At 42.2% G+C, this 17,020-nt stretch carries 14 protein-coding genes; 3 read left to right on the top strand and 11 right to left on the bottom strand.

What is annotated here, in order from left to right; translation table 11 throughout:
• Positions 1 to 144: 144 nt before the first annotated feature.
• Together citZ and AABM38_RS18065 are read right to left on the bottom strand one after the other, a co-directional pair.
• Positions 145 to 1,260: a citrate synthase gene (gene citZ / locus AABM38_RS18060; protein ID WP_423407634.1), complete on the bottom strand. Its 1,116-nt coding sequence runs from the start codon at positions 1,258 to 1,260 to the stop codon at positions 145 to 147.
• A 511-nt stretch (positions 1,261 to 1,771) separates the two neighbouring features.
• A complete protein-coding gene (locus tag AABM38_RS18065) occupies positions 1,772 to 2,230 on the bottom strand; it encodes a DUF441 domain-containing protein (protein WP_335376424.1) in 459 nt (152 codons plus the stop codon).
• 294 nt (positions 2,231 to 2,524) lie between these two features.
• Between AABM38_RS18065 and ytvI the strand changes: the two genes are divergently transcribed.
• A complete protein-coding gene (gene ytvI, locus AABM38_RS18070; protein WP_335376425.1) occupies positions 2,525 to 3,652 on the top strand; it encodes a sporulation integral membrane protein YtvI in 1,128 nt (375 codons plus the stop codon).
• A gap of 71 nt (positions 3,653 to 3,723) precedes the next feature.
• Here ytvI and AABM38_RS18075 read toward each other — a convergent pair whose 3' ends face one another.
• The 8 genes from AABM38_RS18075 to dnaE form a co-directional block, all read right to left on the bottom strand.
• On the bottom strand, positions 3,724 to 4,110 hold the full coding sequence (locus AABM38_RS18075) for an FxsA family protein (protein ID WP_423407635.1): 387 nt from the start codon (positions 4,108 to 4,110) through the stop codon (positions 3,724 to 3,726).
• Positions 4,111 to 4,324: 214 nt separating this feature from the next.
• Entirely contained in the window at positions 4,325 to 6,085 is a 1,761-nt protein-coding gene (pyk, locus tag AABM38_RS18080) for a pyruvate kinase (protein WP_423407636.1), read from the bottom strand.
• Between the two features lie 32 nt (positions 6,086 to 6,117).
• On the bottom strand, positions 6,118 to 7,077 hold the full coding sequence (gene pfkA / locus AABM38_RS18085; protein ID WP_423407637.1) for a 6-phosphofructokinase: 960 nt from the start codon (positions 7,075 to 7,077) through the stop codon (positions 6,118 to 6,120).
• Positions 7,078 to 7,542: 465 nt separating this feature from the next.
• Positions 7,543 to 8,520: an acetyl-CoA carboxylase carboxyl transferase subunit alpha gene (gene accA, locus AABM38_RS18090; protein ID WP_423407638.1), complete on the bottom strand. Its 978-nt coding sequence runs from the start codon at positions 8,518 to 8,520 to the stop codon at positions 7,543 to 7,545.
• Positions 8,505 to 9,383, bottom strand: a complete 879-nt coding sequence (gene accD, locus AABM38_RS18095) for an acetyl-CoA carboxylase, carboxyltransferase subunit beta (protein WP_423407639.1) — start codon at positions 9,381 to 9,383, stop codon at positions 8,505 to 8,507. The genes accA and accD overlap by 16 nt, the downstream gene beginning before the upstream one ends.
• Positions 9,384 to 9,650: 267 nt before the next feature.
• Positions 9,651 to 10,214 (bottom strand): FadR/GntR family transcriptional regulator, encoded by a 564-nt coding sequence (locus tag AABM38_RS18100; protein WP_423410784.1) that lies wholly within the window; start codon positions 10,212 to 10,214, stop codon positions 9,651 to 9,653.
• A 67-nt stretch (positions 10,215 to 10,281) separates the two neighbouring features.
• On the bottom strand, positions 10,282 to 11,520 hold the full coding sequence (locus AABM38_RS18105) for an NAD(P)-dependent malic enzyme (protein ID WP_423407640.1): 1,239 nt from the start codon (positions 11,518 to 11,520) through the stop codon (positions 10,282 to 10,284).
• Between the two features lie 100 nt (positions 11,521 to 11,620).
• Complete coding sequence (gene dnaE, locus AABM38_RS18110; RefSeq protein ID WP_423407641.1) at positions 11,621 to 14,980, bottom strand: DNA polymerase III subunit alpha; 3,360 nt, start codon at positions 14,978 to 14,980, stop codon at positions 11,621 to 11,623.
• A gap of 165 nt (positions 14,981 to 15,145) precedes the next feature.
• Between dnaE and AABM38_RS18115 the strand changes: the two genes are divergently transcribed.
• Entirely contained in the window at positions 15,146 to 15,475 is a 330-nt protein-coding gene (locus tag AABM38_RS18115) for a YtrH family sporulation protein (protein WP_335376434.1), read from the top strand.
• Position 15,476: 1 nt separating this feature from the next.
• Positions 15,477 to 15,983 carry a sporulation membrane protein YtrI gene (ytrI, locus tag AABM38_RS18120; RefSeq protein ID WP_335376435.1) on the top strand — a complete coding sequence of 169 codons (507 nt, stop codon included), beginning with the start codon at positions 15,477 to 15,479 and terminating at the stop codon, positions 15,981 to 15,983.
• A 41-nt stretch (positions 15,984 to 16,024) separates the two neighbouring features.
• Here ytrI and AABM38_RS18125 read toward each other — a convergent pair whose 3' ends face one another.
• Positions 16,025 to 16,960, bottom strand: a complete 936-nt coding sequence (locus AABM38_RS18125) for a DHH family phosphoesterase (RefSeq protein ID WP_423407642.1) — start codon at positions 16,958 to 16,960, stop codon at positions 16,025 to 16,027.
• Positions 16,961 to 17,020: the final 60 nt, after the last annotated feature.

Consider the following 17,020-nt stretch of genomic DNA (forward strand, 5'->3'; position numbering starts at 1 on the left):
GGCGAGATTGCCCCTAACCTTTTATTTTGGAAGCCAAGCATCGGACTCCTCACTCAACTGAGAAACTAGATCCTTAACTTCCCACACTCTCCTATTACAGCAATTTTCCACTAAAAAGTAAAATATTGCTCCTTATTTTCTAAATTATCTTAATCCGATTGCCACGTATTCCTGTTTTCCAGGTCCTGTATAGTCAGCGCGCGGGCGGATTAAACGGTTGTTGTCATACTGTTCAAGGATATGAGCAAGCCATCCAGAAACACGGCTGACAGCAAAAATAGGAGTGAACAAGTCATGGTCAATGCCCAGGCTGTGATAGACAGAAGCTGAGTAGAAATCAACGTTTGGCGGTAGGTTCTTTTCGCCAGTAACGATGGCCTCGATCTTCGTTGACATTTCATACCAGTGTGGTTCACCAGTAATCTCAGTCAATCTCTTGGACATTTCTCTCAAGTGCTTTGCGCGAGGATCTCCCTGACGATATACACGATGTCCAAAACCCATGATTTTTTCTTTGTTGGCAAGCTTTTCACGGATTGCCGGCTCGACATTCTCAAGCGTACCAATTTCAGTCAGCATTTTCATTACCGCTTCATTTGCTCCGCCGTGAAGAGGTCCTTTTAACGCACCGATTGCTGCTGTAACGCCTGAGTAAACATCTGAAAGAGTTGCGACACAAACACGTGCTGTGAATGTAGATGCGTTCAACTCATGGTCAGCATGAAGGACAAGCGCTTTATTCATTGCTTCTACAGCAACTTCATCCGGTTCTTTGCCAGTCAGCATATAAAGGAAGTTTGCTGCAAAATTCAGGTCTTCTCTTGGAGCTATAGGCTCAAGACCTTTTCTTACTCTTGCGAAAGCCGTAACGATACTAGGCATTTTTGCCTGCAGACGAATTGCTTTCTGGTAGTTTGCTTCTTTTTCCATAACATCGGCTTCATCATCATATAAACCTAAAAGAGATACAGCCGAGCGCAGAGCGGCCATCGGATGAACCTTATCGATCGGATACATTTTGAAATGTTCAAGTACTTCCTTAGGCAATGCCGCGTTCTCTGCTAGCTGTTTCTTCAATTCTTCCATTTCAGCTTGAGTAGGAAGCTTGCGATGCCATAGTAAGTAAATTACTTCTTCAAAACTAGCGTTCTCAGCTAAATCATCAATATCATAGCCAACATAGGTCAGCGTATCATCAATAATTGAGCTGATTGAGGAGGTTGTTGCCACTACTCCTTCAAGACCACGTGTTACTGACATACTCAATCTCTCCTTTGTAGTTAATTTCCCCATATCCCATTTTGTCTGTATGTTGAAAATGCTGTTAACCAACAGCTATCAGAAAAAAGAAATTTCTGACACTTTATAAGCCTACAAGGCTACAGAAAGCCGGTTCACTGCTCCGGCGACAGACCATTATCAGCTGGCAGCCCATAGGTTTGCCAAAATCACCTGAGCGCTTGCTCAGGAAATTCTCAAAAAGAAAATGCTTACATTTTGTTTTATTAAAAAACGCCGTGGAATCTAGCTTCTATACCCTGTTAAAGGATGGAAGCAGTTACAAGTCCTATTATAAACAATTATCTGACATTTGTGAATGAAAACAACTTAAAACAATATAAAATATTATTTTACAAAAAGACTCCATTCTCTTAAAGAGCAGTTTTTCGTCATAGTTATCTTCATCCAGGTAACTTTTTGAATCTTTTATTCGAATGAGTTCCTAACATGAAAATGCAACATCTAAAATTTCGAGGATGATCTGAAAAAGCTATTTAAAAAATTCGAATATTTTCATTGCAGCGAATGCGATCCCTGCGCCAATCAACGGTCCTACTGCCACTCCCTTAAATAAAGAAACAGCAAGAATAGTTCCAAGCACAAGAGCAGTTGTTATATGGGGATCTTCTGCCAGTAAAGTTACTCCGCCTTTTGCAAGCAAGGCTACGGCCATTCCTGAGATAAGTGCAATCCAAGCATAAGGTGACTTAAAAGCCCCTGATAAATCTTTAAAGCCAATATCACCGCTTGCGATTGGTGCTAATACTGCAATAGTAATAACCGTTACACCCCAGTTTATCCCCTTTCCCTGAATGATGGAAAAGGTTTTTGCTTCGAAACCCGCAATCTTCATAACGAGCAAAACCAATACCGCAATAATTAATGACTGGTTTTTGGCCAGGAAAGCGATCGCCAAAAGCGTTAATAAAAAAAGCATAGGTTCAAGCATAAAATTTTCATCCTTCCACGGTTAAAACTATTGTAACATAATTAAAAATATTACACCATTAAAGAGGCAGTCTCGACATATGCTATCTCTTGATTATACTCTGTTATAGTTTGTACCTTCAACGTTGCATCATTTAACTTTCGCTCTTAATAAAGGATTTTTCATTTTCAAGTCGAATCTTTTTTACACATACACCGTATATTAAAGGAAACTTTCCGGAATGCCGGCCAACTGTTAAAATATATACATGGCAGACCGTCTCGGTTCAGTTATTTTTCAAAAGGAGGAAATTGCTTGAATCCCGTTTATTTGTATAGAACGTTAAGGTTTATTCTCGTTATCGGCGCTATCATTGCTGGCGCAATGGCTCTGTTTTATGTCTCAAAAGTTACTTATCCATTCATTATTGGTTTTTTAATTGCCTTCATGATGAATCCCCTTGTCAATTTTCTCCAAGCAAAAGCTAAGATGCCAAGAGCGCTGGCGGTAACAGTTGCTCTGATACTGATCATTTCCGTATTTGCTGGACTTATCACATTGCTGGTAGTTGAAATCGCTTCGGGAGCTGAATATCTGGCAAGAGTTGTTCCAGATCATCTTGTAACACTGATTGATTACATAGAACATTTATTTGCCGCACAAATTATCCCGCTTTACAATCAATTGGCTGGGTTGTTTCAAAACCTTGAAGCAGGGCAGCAAGATTCAATAATGAATAATATCCAGAATGTCGGGGCTTCCATCGGGACAACGGCTGGCAATTTTATTAAAAACTTTTTCGGGAATATTCCTAATATCCTTTCCTGGCTGCCAAATGCAGCAACAGTATTGATTTTTTCATTGCTTGGTACCTTTTTCATCAGTAAAGACTGGTACCGCCTGTCTTCAATGGGCACACGTTTCTTGCCTAATCGAGCCAGAAGCAGCAGCAAGACCGTATTTGCAGATTTGAAGAAAGCTCTCTTTGGCTTCGTAAAGGCACAGGCAACACTGATTTCCATTACTACTGTCATTATCTTAATCGGGTTGTTAATATTGCGTGTGGATTATGCGATAACTATTGCCCTGGTAACCGGCATAGTTGACATCATCCCTTATCTTGGCACCGGAGCTGTTTTTGTACCTTGGATCATTTACGAGGCAATTACCGGAGAAATGAGCACTGCCATTGGATTAGGAATTCTATACATCATCGTCCTTGTGCAGCGGCAGATCATGGAGCCAAAAATCCTCTCTTCCAGTATCGGGTTAGATCCGCTTGCGACATTGATTGCCTTGTTTGTCGGATTTAAGACGATCGGGTTCCTTGGACTGATTGTCGGGCCAGTCGTTCTTGTCATCTTCAATACTTTGCAACGGGCAAATGTATTCCGTGATTTATGGATTTTCATCAAGGGGAAAAATGAGGAGATCATTAAGTAAGAAGGGTTAATAATAAAACGCCAACCATTGGTTGGCGTTTTTAATTTGATGAGCACCAAAGACATGAAAAATTACCGAATCACCTTGATGTTCCCTTTATCAATCCAATTTCGGAAAGCCTTCATCATTAAAACCTTGAAAAACTTCCTCGTTGGCGGGGCCAGCAACAAGATTCCCATAATATCTGTGATAAAACCAGGAGTGAGCAGCAGGGTGCCGCCAACCAATACGCTTACACCATCGAGAATAGCATCCCCTGGCATCATACCTCTTCTCAATTGTTCCTGAGTCTTCCGGATTATTTCAAGACCTTGCTGCTTGGCAAGATATGCCCCAAGGAAACCCGTTAGGATAATCAAAGAGATGGTTGGCCAAACGCCAATTGTTTGTCCGGAGTACAGAAGGACGCCGATTTCAGCTGCCGGTACAAGAACCAAAAACAGAAAAAAATACTTCATTTTCCACCTCATCATATTCGTTTAGCCTGTCTCTCTATTATATGTGCCGCTTTATTGAGAATACAAATAATTGAATTTAATTAGAATCTGCTGGGCACAAATAACGATGCTAAACAAGCGACTCAAAGGGCTAGGCGTTGGAGCTGGACAATTCTCGAAGTGAATGTTCTTATACTACAAAAAAAGGATGGGTTCCCCATCCTTTTACATATAATTATAAAATGCTGGCACGGCCGTTATAAATAACGCCTCTTGCAGAGTCTACCGTGATCACTTGACCATCACGGAATAGCTTCATTGCATTTTCTACACCAACGATTACAGGGATACCAAGGTTAAGTCCAACTACTGCCGCATGGCTTGTCAAACCGCCTTCTTCTGTGATTAATGCGCTGCATTTTTCAAGGGCAGGGACCATTTCACGGTCAGAGCCGATTGTAACAAGGATGCTTCCTTCTTTTACCTTACTTAGAGCTTCCTGCGCGTCTTTAGCGACAACTACTTGTCCGTATGCTGATTTACGGCCGATTCCCTGAGCCTTTGCCAGAACATCCCCAACTACATGTATCTTCATAAGGTTTGTTGTGCCAGCCTCGCCAACAGGTACTCCTGCAGTAATGACAACCAAGTCACCATGAGACACAAATCCACTGTTTACACTTTCATCTACTGCAACAGCGAGCATTTCATCAGTTGTTTCCGCTTTTTGTCCAAGCTGCGGATATACTCCCCAAACTAGTGCAAGTCTGCGGACTACATGATCATTTGATGTTGCAGCGATAATTGGAGCCTTAGGACGGTACTTCGAAATCATCCTTGCAGTATGGCCGCTTTCAGTTGGAGTGATAATTGCATTTACATCAAGATTTAAAGCTGTGTGTGCAACCGATTGTCCGATAGCATCAGTAATATTGTGATCTGTATCTTTACTGCGTGCAGATAATAATTCTTTATGATCCAGTGCTTGCTCTGCACGAGAAGCGATATTATGCATCGTTTGAACTGCCTCAACTGGATATTGTCCTGCAGCCGTCTCTCCTGATAACATGATTGCATCTGTGCCATCAAAAATAGCGTTTGCTACGTCACTTGCTTCCGCACGAGTCGGGCGCGGGTTACGCTGCATAGAATCAAGCATCTGTGTTGCTGTAATAACAGGCTTGCCCAGTGCGTTGCACTTTTTAATAAGGTCCTTTTGTACTAAAGGTACTTCTTCAGCTGGAATTTCTACCCCAAGATCTCCACGGGCAACCATCAGACCATCAGAAACTTCAAGGATTTCATTGATGTTGTCTACGCCTTCCTGGTTTTCAATCTTAGGTATGATTTGGATATGAGACCCTTTGTTTTCTTCAAGAAGCTGACGGATTTCCAAAACATCCTTCGCTCGTCGTACAAATGATGCTGCAATGAAATCTACACCTTGCTCAATCCCGAAAAGAATATCCTGAGCGTCCTTTTCCGTGATTCCAGGAAGCTGTACTGATACTCCAGGAACATTAACACCTTTTTTATTTTTAAGAGTTCCGCTGTTCAATACCTTAGTTTTAATCTCATTATTAGCTTTATCAACGCTGATCACTTCAAGTCCGATCAAGCCGTCATCAAGCAGGATTTTAGCACCAGTGTGCACATCTTCAATCAATCTTTCGTAAGTAACAGAGAACTTTTCCGCTGTACCCACAACTTCTTTCATGGAAATAATGCATTCTTGCCCCGTCTTAAGCTCGATTGCGCCGTTCTCCATATCATTCGTGCGGATTTCAGGGCCTTTAGTATCAAGAAGGATACCTACCTTCTTCCCTGTTTTCTCAGCTGCTACTCTGATATTCTTGATACGTGCTGCATGTTCTTCATGATTTCCATGTGAAAAATTCAAACGGGAAACATTCATGCCAGCTTCCATTAATTCCTCTAACTTATCTACACTTTCACTTGCGGGACCAATCGTACAAACAATTTTAGTTTTGCGCATAAACTGCAACCTCCTGGTTTACTGTAAAGAGATTAAATAGATAATTCTTTTGATAATTTATATAAGTTCAAGTCAACTGTATGCTGCTTGGCCAGTGCTTCAATGATATCATAATCAACCATTTCATTGCTCTCCATTCCTACAGCCCGTCCGCCTTTGCCTTCTAATAAAAGCTCTACTGCCCGCGCTCCGAGTCTGCTGGCCAGAACACGGTCAAATGCAGTTGGTGAACCGCCTCGCTGGATATGACCAAGAACAGAAACCCTGGTATCAAAGTCTGTTTCTTCTTTAAGTTTCTTCGCAAATTCATAACCGTTCATAACGCCCTCTGCAACAATAATGATACTGTGCTTCTTGCCGCGTTCATGACCCTTTTTAAGTCTTTCAGCGATATCCTTCATATCATGAGGATCTTCAGGAATCAGAATCGTTTCTGCTCCTCCTGCCAAACCTGCCCAAAGAGCGATATCTCCAGCATTGCGGCCCATGACCTCAACGACAAACGTTCTTTCGTGAGAAGAAGCTGTATCACGGATTTTATCGATCGCATCAATAACAGTATTTAGTGCTGTATCGAAACCAATCGTAAATTCTGTTCCAGGAATATCATTATCAATTGTTCCAGGCACGCCAACACATGGGAAACCTTGTTCAGTAAGAGCTTTTGCTCCCCTGTATGATCCATCTCCGCCGATGACAACCAGTCCATCAATCCCGAATTTCTTCAGCTGTTCGATGCCTTTTTGCTGCCCTTCCTTCGTTTTGAATTCTTCACTGCGGGCAGAATAAAGGAAAGTACCACCGCGATGGATGATATCACCTACTGAGCCTAATTCAAGCTTTTTAATATTACCACTCATCAAACCTGCATATCCGCCATAAACACCATAAACTTCCACGTTATGGTAAATCGCTTTCCTTACTACTGCACGTACTGCAGCATTCATGCCGGGAGCGTCCCCGCCACTAGTCAATACTCCAATTCTTTTCATAGTCTTTCACCTCATTCGGTATCATCTATGTACAATTTTACATTAAAGCCATTCTTTTCTGATACTGTATTAATCTTATCTTATTATAAACAGAATACCCGGGAATATTTCTAAAATAACACGTAGAATATAGTATCTCAACTGAATCCTTAATATTGACATAAAGACGGAATTATCATATAACTGCAAGCGCTTTATTGAGGGTAAATAGGTTTCATTTAATAGTACCTGTTAAACAAGGCTGTTGATTTTCGTTCCAGGCGCTTCACTTTCCGCGGGGTTAGCGCTGCACCCTCAGGACATTGAATACCTTCCTCGAATCCGCCCACGCACGATGGAAATGCGTTAGCATTTTCAGAGGAGTCTACACGCCTTCCACTACAATCAACAGGGTATTAAAAATAAATATTCAGCTATAACAGAGCCGATATAGAAGAAAAATAAAAACGTGCTTAAATGCACGTTTTATTTTACCCCTATAAATTCATTAGGAAACGAATACTCACCAATTCGTTTATATTTTTCATAACGCTGATCAATGAGAGTGTCCTCATCCATGGATAAAAGTTCAGACATCGAATCTTTCAGGATTTTATCCATATATTTTGCTTGCTGGGCAACATCCCTGTGTGCCCCGCCTTTTACTTCAGGGATAATTTCATCAATCACACCTAAGCCTTTTAGGTCTGGTGCGGTGATTTTCATTGTTTCAGCCGCTTTTTTTGCCAATGTGGAATCCTTCCAAAGTATAGCCGCAGCACCTTCTGGTGAAATAACGGAGTACGTGGAATTTTCCAGCATGTGAATATAGTTGCCGACTCCAAGGGCAAGTGCACCGCCACTGCCTCCTTCACCGATCACGACACAAATGACAGGAACCTTCAGCCCAGCCATCTCAAAAAGATTGCGGGCAATCGCTTCACTCTGTCCTCGTTCTTCTGCCGCTTTGCCAGGATAAGCACCTTTCGTATCAATGAAGCAAATAATGGGGCGCTTAAACTTTTCAGCTTGTTTCATCAATCGCAATGCCTTTCGGTAGCCTTCAGGATGCGGCATACCAAAGTTACGACGGATATTTTCCTTTGTATCCTTGCCTCGCTGATGTCCTATGACAGTCACTGGATAACCATGAAACTTCGCTATACCACCAACAATTGCTTCATCGTCACCAAATGAACGATCTCCGTGGCACTCGAAGAAATCAGTGAAAAGCAAATTAATGTATTCTTGTGTAGTTGGCCTGCTTGGATGACGGGCAATCTGCACCCTATCCCAAGGTTTCATATTTTCATAAATTTCGGATTCAAGCTTTTCAAGTCTTGCCTCCAATTTATCGATTTCTGATGTCAGGTCAACATCCGTATTTTGTGTGAATTCTTTCAGTTCGCTAATTTTTTTTCTTAGTTCAATTACCGGTTTCTCAAATTCTAGTTCTCCTGCCATTCGAATGTCCCTCCTGGCTGATGGATTTCAAGTATTCCAGCTATTTTTTCCTTCAGATCAATTCTGGAGATTACCGCGTCAAGCTGTCCATGCTTTAACAAAAACTCAGATGTCTGGAAATCTTCAGGAAGCTCTTCCCGGATCGTTTGTTCAATGATCCTGCGGCCTGCAAAACCAATCAATGCTCCTGGCTCTGCCAGATTATAATCTCCAAGGGAAGCAAAGCTTGCTGATACCCCTCCGGTAGTTGGGTGCGTCATAATTGAGATGATCAGGCCACCGTTATCACTGAACCTTTTAAGGGCAACACTGGTTTTTGCCATTTGCATAAGGCTTAATACGCCTTCCTGCATCCTTGCGCCTCCTGAAGCCGTAAAAATGATAAACGGAATGGAAAGTTCATCTGCCTTTTCAATCGCTCTTGTAATTTTTTCTCCGACAACCGATCCCATACTTCCCATCCTAAAAGTAGCATCCATGATCGCTACAACCACATCGAGTCCGTTTAACCTGCCTATGCCGGTAACAACTGCCTCATTGAGGTTTGTTTTCTGGCGGTCTTTTTCAAGCTTCTCCTCATATCCAGGAAAGCCTAATGGGTTGCCAGAGATCATCTCCCGATCAAGCTCATGGAAGCTTCCAGCATCCAGGAAGCTGTCAATCCGTTCTGCTGAATTCATTTGATGGTGATAACCGCATTGGATACACACTTTGCAGTTTTTATTGAGTTCTTTTGTATACATGATTTTTTTGCAGTTCGGGCATTTTGTCATGATTCCCTCAGGTACATCCTGCTTGGCTGCTTCAGAAGGAATTGTTGCGTACTTTTTCTTTTTTGTCTTAGTGAAAAGCTCTTTAAGCAAAATAAAACCCCCTCCGTAATCTTGCTAGTAGTTATAGTCAATAGACAATTTTAGTAATAGGCTATGTTAAACTTGTCTGCCGATTTCCGCTCCAGGCACTCGCTCAATAAACAGGTGCTGAAATCAACATCCTCAAACACAGCTTAGTAATAAAGCACTAGTGGCCAGACCACTATAGTAAAAAAGAAAGAGCTGTGCCATCCAAGTATCTTAAGCATGTCCACAAGTATATAACATCTAACAGACAAAAGGTGTTGCTTCATGTCGTCAATTGGTCGACAATTTCCGCAGCGCGCGATACTTTTCCAGGATCAGTTCCTTTTTTTGGCTTGCCAGCGATTCTGCAAGCATACGATATTCAGCCTTTTCAGCAGGTAATACCTGTAGCTGAAGGGAATTATAATAGTCATTTAATATATTCCAAATACGATAAAAAAGGTGATTGTCAGCTATTTCAGCTATTTTTTTGAAGAACTCCTCATCATCAAAATGATGTTCTTCAATCCAGATTTGCAGTCTCTCAAATTCCTCTTTTTGGAATTTGTCAGCTGCAAGATAAAGACAATCTACTTCTATCATATATTTTGTTTCAATAACATCATTTTTTGCTTTTTCATCCTGCAGGATAAAGGTACTTAATAATTGGACCAGTTGGTTACCGCGAAAATCTCGGATGAATGTGCCCTCTCCTCGCCTTGTTTCAATCAGGCCAAGTAGTTCAAGTGCCCTCAATGCCTCCCGAACGGAGGAACGCCCTGCATTAAGGCGTTCCGAAAGTTCACGTTCAGAGGGGATTTTATCTCCAGCTTTCATACCGTCTTTCTCAATCATTTCCCTTAGCTGCCTGACAATTTCCACATAAACCTTTGTGTTTTTTTCAGGTTGTGCCACTAAGCGTTCACTCACCTTTTCCAATGACTGCCAGACGCCTTGTCCGGTCTTTTACCTCTTCAGGATCCACCTTTATACGGGCTACTCCCGTTTCCATCGCCGCTTTCGCCACTGCCGCAGCCACTTCAGGTGCCACACGCGGGTCGAATGGACCAGGGATGACATAATCACTTGAAAGCTCGGATTCATTTATCAGCCCGGCAATTGCGTTTACAGCAGCGACCTTCATTTTTTCGTTGATATGGGTTGCCCTGGCATCCAAAGCTCCGCGGAAGATTCCAGGGAAAGCAAGGACATTATTAACCTGGTTAGGAAAATCTGAACGGCCTGTTCCAATAACCTTTGCTCCAGCTGCTTTCGCTTCTTCCGGCATAATCTCAGGCACCGGATTTGCCATTGCAAAAATAATCGGATCACTATTCATCGTCTGGATCATTTCAGATGTCAATGCTCCAGCTACTGAAACGCCAATGAAAACATCGGCGCCTTTAATTGCTTCAGCAAGTGTTCCCTGAACATTGTCCCTGTTTGTGAATTTAGCAACTTCATCCTTGATCGCGTTCATTCCATTCGGGCGTCCTTCATAGATCGCACCCTTTGTATCACACATGATGATATCCCGAACACCATAAGAGTACAGAAGCTTTATGATAGCAATTCCCGCAGCGCCTGCTCCGTTTGCTACTACTTTGATCTCATTCATTTTCTTGCCAACGATCTTCAAAGCATTAACAAGGCCGGCCACGGTAACAATCGCAGTACCATGCTGATCATCATGGAATACAGGTATATTTGTTTCCTTCTTTAAGCGTTCTTCAATGGCGAAGCAGTTTGGAGCAGCAATATCCTCCAGGTTCACGCCTCCAAAAGTCGGTTCCAGCAGCTTTACTGTTTCAACGATCTTATCTATATCTGTTGTATTCAGGCAGATTGGGAATGCATCAACTCCAGCAAAGCTCTTAAAGAGTACAGCTTTTCCTTCCATTACCGGCAGAGCAGCTTCTGGGCCAATGTTACCTAGACCAAGTACGGCTGTTCCATCAGATACGACCGCAACCATATTGCCTTTCATCGTATAGTCGTATACCGTTTCTGGTTTATCATATATTTCCTTGCAAGGCTCTGCCACACCAGGCGAATAAGCAAGGCTTAAATCCCTGGCATTTGCTACAGGCACTTTAGATTTCGACTCCAACTTCCCTTTGTTTACACGATGCATGTGTAAAGCTTCTTCACGTAAAGTCAACTTAGGTCCACTCCTTAATTTTAAAAAAAGTTGCCTTCTTCAGTGGTCTGACCACACATATCCTTTTCCAATATAACACATCTATTATACTTGTAAAGGTCTATTTTTTCAGGACAACATTATTAACACCAAGTACTTTCCTTAATTCATCCATGCTGTTTTCCGTTATGCTTACGCTGAATTCATTCGACAGCAGCAGCGATTTCTCTGTCTCCTCATTATAGACGATGACAGGAACCGCCCCATGATGTTTTTTCAATAAAGCTTTTAAGTCTTTCATCATTTCAACAGGATTTGATTCTTTGGCGATCCTTAAATATAATACAGTTTTTTCTTGTACTTTTGTCGCTTCTTTTTCAAGATCAAGGACTGATTGGACCACAAACTGGCTTTTCCCATCCCTTTGATCAAACTTTCCCTCTACCAGCGCCATTTTCCCCTGTGTCAACACGTGGCCATATTGTTTGTAAACAGCGGGGAACACAACAGCTTCTGTTTCTCCGCTGGCATCGCTAAGTGTCAGGAATGCCATTGCCTCACCTTTTTTTGTACGGATTTTCTTTTGTTCAGTGATGTAAACACCTAGCCTGGTTCTTCCGTTCATTGGTTGAGAAGCAATTGTTTTTACGCCTGCAGCCGTGAATTCTTTTTCATGAATTGAAACAGGGTGTTTCGATAAATAAACACCTAGCACTTCTTTTTCCAGGCTAAGCTTGTCTTCTATCTGCATCGGATCCACTTCTGTATATTTTGGCTTCAGCGAGAATTCAGCTTCAGCAAACATATCAATCTGACCGGTATCATCAGGCGCAACAAGCTGGGCATGTTCAATTGCAACATCGATCGTGGCGAGAAGCACGGCACGGTCATGGCCGAATTCATCAAAAGCACCCGAATAGATCAATGCTTCAAGTACTTTTCTGGAAGCGGCCTTTTGAGGCACTCTTATGCAAAAATCGAATATATCCTTAAACGGCTTATTTCTTCTTACCTGGAAAATCTCTTTAAGTGAGGCAATGCCGGCACCCTTGATACCTGCCAGGCTGTATCTGACTGCTTCTCCTTCCGGCTGGAAGCTGAACGCACTTTTGTTGATCGAAGGGGGAAGAAGTTTGATACCCATTTGCTGCAGTTCTCTCGCATATTGAGCAATTTTCGTATCATTCCCGATTGCAGATGAGAGCAGTGAGGCCATGAAATACAACGGATAATTAGCTTTCAAATATGCCAGCTGATAGGCAATCATGCTATATGCGACAGCATGGCTGCGGTTAAATCCGTAGTTTGCAAACCTGACGATGAGATCATAAATAGTATTCGCCGTCTTGCTGTCATATCCTTTTCGCAAAGACCCATTCACAAAATGCTCCCGCTCCTGGTCCAGCACTTCCTTCTTTTTCTTAGAAACAGCGCGCCGCAGCAAATCAGCTTGACCGAGAGAAAAGCCCGCCATTTTGGAGGCGATCTGCATGATTTGTTCTTGATAGACAATAACGCCATATGTATTCCCAAGGATATTTTCAAGATCCTTGTGGTAATAATCGATTGGCTGCCTTCCATGTTTCCTGTCAATGAATAGCGGGATATTTTCCATCGGACCCGGTCTATAAAGCGCGTTGACTGCGACGATATCTTCAAAACGGCTTGGCTCGAGCTTCGTCAGAACCTTTCTCATTCCTTCTGATTCAAGCTGGAAAATACCAGTTGTCTCTCCCCTGCTCAGCAGCTGGTATGTCTTTTCATCATCAAAGGGGATATCATGGATATCGAGCTTGCGGCGATTTTTTTGATAAATGGAATGAAGAATTGAATCAATCAAAGATAAATTACGCAATCCCAGAAAGTCCATCTTGAGCAATCCAATTTCTTCAAGGTGATCCATCGAATATTGAGTCAGGAAAACTTTAGCCTGACCTGATTGAATTGGCACAACGTTGGTAAGCGGATGTTCGCTGATCACGACCCCCGCAGCATGTGTTGAGGTATGTCTTGGCAGCCCTTCAAGCTTGATGGCTGTATCCAGGATTCTCTTATTCTTTTGAGATTCTTCACTGAAACTTCTTAAGCCTTCTGATTCCTTTAGTGCCTCTCGAAGGGTAATCCCGAGTTTCGATGGTACAAGTCTGGAAAGGCGGTCAAGCTCTTTCGGGTTCAATCCAAATGCACGCCCGACATCCCTGACTGCAGCTTTTGCAGCAAGGGTTCCAAAAGTGACAATCTGCGCTACATGCAGCTCTCCATATTTTGAAGCCACATATTCAATCACCTCATCCCTTCTGTTGTCGGGGAAGTCGATGTCGATATCCGGCATTGTTATACGTTCCGGATTCAAGAACCTTTCAAAAAGGAGTTCGTGTTCAATAGGATCCACGTCGGTTATGAATAATACATAAGATACAATCGAACCCGCTGCCGATCCACGTCCCGGTCCTACGAGGATTCCCTGTTCCCTGGCATATTTAATGAAATCCCAGACAATCAGGAAATAATCGCTGAACTTCATTTTCTTTATCACCGAAAGCTCATATTTGAGCCTCGCTATATGTTCTGCAGAGGGACTTCCATAGCGTTCCTTCAATCCTTCGAAGCATTGGTATTCAAGCAGTTCATCTGCATTCTGTCCTGGCTGGACAGGATATTTCGGCAGATGCCTTGATTCCATATCAAGCATGACGTTGCAGCTCTCTGCGATTTTAAGTGTGTTTTCTAATGCCTCAGGATACTCCGAGAGCAGTTCTGCCATCTCATCAGCTGTTTTAAGATAAAACTCGCTGCTGCCCAGTTTTTCACGTCCGTCATCCTGCAGCTTATCACCATTCCTGATTGCTAAAAGGCATTCCTGTGCGAAGGAATCCTCTCTTTCCAGATAATGCACCTGGTTAGCGGCTGCAAGAGGGGTATCCGTCTGATTACTAAGCCTTGCAAGCTGAGCTGCTAATTCTTGCTGACCAGGCAAGCCCTGGTTTTGAATCGATAGATAAAAACCATCCTTGCCAAATAATTTCGTATATAACTCCACTGTCTGGAGGGCATTTTCTTGTTGACCGTTTGATAAATAATATTCTATTTCCCCCTGGTTTCCCGGTGTCATGGCATATAGACCTGACGCATAGTGCTTCAGCCATTTTACAGGTATCCCTTCCGGAGACTTCGTTTGCACAGCACTTGAAATTTTCATCAGATTTTGGAAGCCCTGATTATTTTTTGCGAGGAGTACAAGCGGGAATGACTCTTGTTCCTCGATTTCGCTGACAACATCGACGGTCAGGCCAAGAATAGGTTTAATGGATTTTCTAAGACATTCTTTATAAAACGCCACAGTACCATACAATACATTCCGGTCGGTTAACGCGAGTGCGGAAAATCCTTTTGCCCTGGCATCGCGGACGAGCTGCTCAACTGTGGCCGTGCTCGTCAGCAGGCTGTATGCACTATAGACATGAAGGTGAATAAATGTCATTTCTCTCACACCCTTAAAGGTTCATCTTCTATTATTATAGGCTTTTATCTAAAAAAAGAAAATATGTTCTCATTTTGTTCAAGGAACTTTAAAACATATTAAATCGTGTTTGTCCATATGATGAAATACGAAGAAAAATCGATTTTTTATTAAAGGATGTTTTCTATGAATCAGCCATTTATTCCACATTTGTTTGAAGCTTATTTCATTGCGCTTGGTGTTCTGCTGGGCGGCTCGCTGATTGGGGGGCTTGCTTCATTTTTAACAGGGCAGCCTCTGATGACTGAAATAGCCCGTTTCTCGAGCTCCATAAGAATATGGGCAATTATTGCAGCCATCGGCGGTACGTTTGATACAGTGTACAGCTTTGAAAAAGGATTGCTGAACGGGGAAACAAAGGATATCTTCAAGCAGTTTTTATTGATCCTGACAGCAATGGGCGGGGCCCAGACTGGTGCGCTTCTTATCAATTGGCTTACACAGGAGCATGTGTAAAATGAGGATTCCACCATATTACCGCAAGCCAGCATGGCAAAGATTTTTTTCAGGGATGGCAGTCGGCGGCGCCATCAGCTGGTGTTTATTCTTATACATCAATGGTGTTTCAATGGAAAAAAACGCTAAGAAAATACATGAGCAAGAGGATCTTATCAGAGAACTCCAGCGCGACATTAAAATTTGGCAGGATGATTATGCACAGCTGAATAAGAAAAATGAGGAAAAGCTGACGGTTCAGGAGGTAAAAGTCAAAATTGTTAATGATAAAAAATACAAACAATATCTTGATGCGCTGTCCATTTATGAAATTGAAGAACAGACAAAGAGCGAACTTAATGTACTGCTCGCTAAAGATTTAGATTCTGTTTTTAAAAGCAGAGAGCTGATTACCAAGCTGATTGAAAACAAATCAATCCCCGTTAATGACAAAAGATATAAATTGAAGATTAGATCCATGGTTATCTATACATCCGTGACCATCCAAGTAGAGATAATGTTAGATTAATGGAACCCCACTCAGCATAAAGCCCAAGTGGGGTTTATTTATTATTCCTTGCAAGCTTCAATTAAATCATAAAGAACATTTTCGACATCATCCCATGAATAAATGGACGCACCTGCAGCAAGCGGGTGGCCTCCTCCATTATACTTTCTCGCGATCCCGTTGATCACAGGGCCTTTTGAACGGAGACGCACTCTGATCTGATCCTGTTCTTCAATGAAAAACACCCAAGCCTTTATACCAGCGACATTTCCTAATTCACTGACAAGTAATGAAGCTTCAGATGGTTTTACTGAATATTGTTCAAGCAATTCCTGTTTCATTACAACTCTAGCGGCACCATTTTCGAGGAGCTCAAAGTTTTGCAGAATGTACCCATTCAATTTCACCACATTCGGAGCAAGTTCATACATCCGGTCATATAACTCTGTCCTTGAAAAGTTATAATGAATTAATTCACCAGCATATGCGAATGTTTTATTTGTAGTGCTTGGATATAAGAAACGCCCCGTATCCCCCACAATACCTGCATACAGTAATCGAGCTGCCTCATCTGACATCTTGAGTCCTTGTTCCTTGAATGAAAGATAGAACTCATAAATCATTTCACTCGTAGAGCTGGCAGTTGTGTCGACCCATTGCAAATCACCATATGGATCTTCATTCGGATGATGGTCAATCTTGATCAGTTGTTCGCCCAAGCGATAGCGATCATCACAAATACGCTCAGCATTTGCCGTATCACAAACAATCACAAGCGCACCCTTAAAGGTATCGTCAGAGATTGAATCAAGCCTTCTTAAATAATTCAGAGACGACTCCTCTTTGCCAACTGTGTAAATGTTTTTACCAGGAAATGAAGCTTTTAAAACCTCAGCCAATCCCCCCTGGGAACCATATGCATCCGGATCCGGCCTCACATGGCGGTGGATAATGATCGTTTCATAATTTTCAATAGCTTCTAGAATTTGCGCTTTCATCAACATGCTCCTTCACCTTATTTCTATCCTAATTATGAACATATTTATTGGAAAAGAAAA

This window comes from Heyndrickxia sp. MSNUG, from assembly GCF_049532715.1.
GTDB lineage: Bacteria > Bacillota > Bacilli > Bacillales > Cytobacillaceae > Mesobacillus.

Excerpts from the sequence above, each read along its gene's own strand:
- citZ (WP_423407634.1), bottom strand. The coding sequence starts at position 1,260 with ATGTCAGTAACACGTGGTCTTGAAGGAGTAGTGGCAACAACCTCCTCA.
- AABM38_RS18065 (WP_335376424.1), bottom strand. The coding sequence starts at position 2,230 with ATGCTTGAACCTATGCTTTTTTTATTAACGCTTTTGGCGATCGCTTTC.
- AABM38_RS18075 (WP_423407635.1), bottom strand. The coding sequence starts at position 4,110 with ATGAAGTATTTTTTTCTGTTTTTGGTTCTTGTACCGGCAGCTGAAATC.
- pyk (WP_423407636.1), bottom strand. The coding sequence starts at position 6,085 with ATGCGCAAAACTAAAATTGTTTGTACGATTGGTCCCGCAAGTGAAAGT.
- pfkA (WP_423407637.1), bottom strand. The coding sequence starts at position 7,077 with ATGAAAAGAATTGGAGTATTGACTAGTGGCGGGGACGCTCCCGGCATG.
- accA (WP_423407638.1), bottom strand. The coding sequence starts at position 8,520 with ATGGCAGGAGAACTAGAATTTGAGAAACCGGTAATTGAACTAAGAAAA.
- AABM38_RS18100 (WP_423410784.1), bottom strand. The coding sequence starts at position 10,214 with ATGATTGAGAAAGACGGTATGAAAGCTGGAGATAAAATCCCCTCTGAA.
- dnaE (WP_423407641.1), bottom strand. The coding sequence starts at position 14,980 with ATGACATTTATTCACCTTCATGTCTATAGTGCATACAGCCTGCTGACG.
- AABM38_RS18115 (WP_335376434.1), top strand. The coding sequence starts at position 15,146 with ATGAATCAGCCATTTATTCCACATTTGTTTGAAGCTTATTTCATTGCG.
- ytrI (WP_335376435.1), top strand. The coding sequence starts at position 15,477 with ATGAGGATTCCACCATATTACCGCAAGCCAGCATGGCAAAGATTTTTT.
- AABM38_RS18125 (WP_423407642.1), bottom strand. The coding sequence starts at position 16,960 with ATGAAAGCGCAAATTCTAGAAGCTATTGAAAATTATGAAACGATCATT.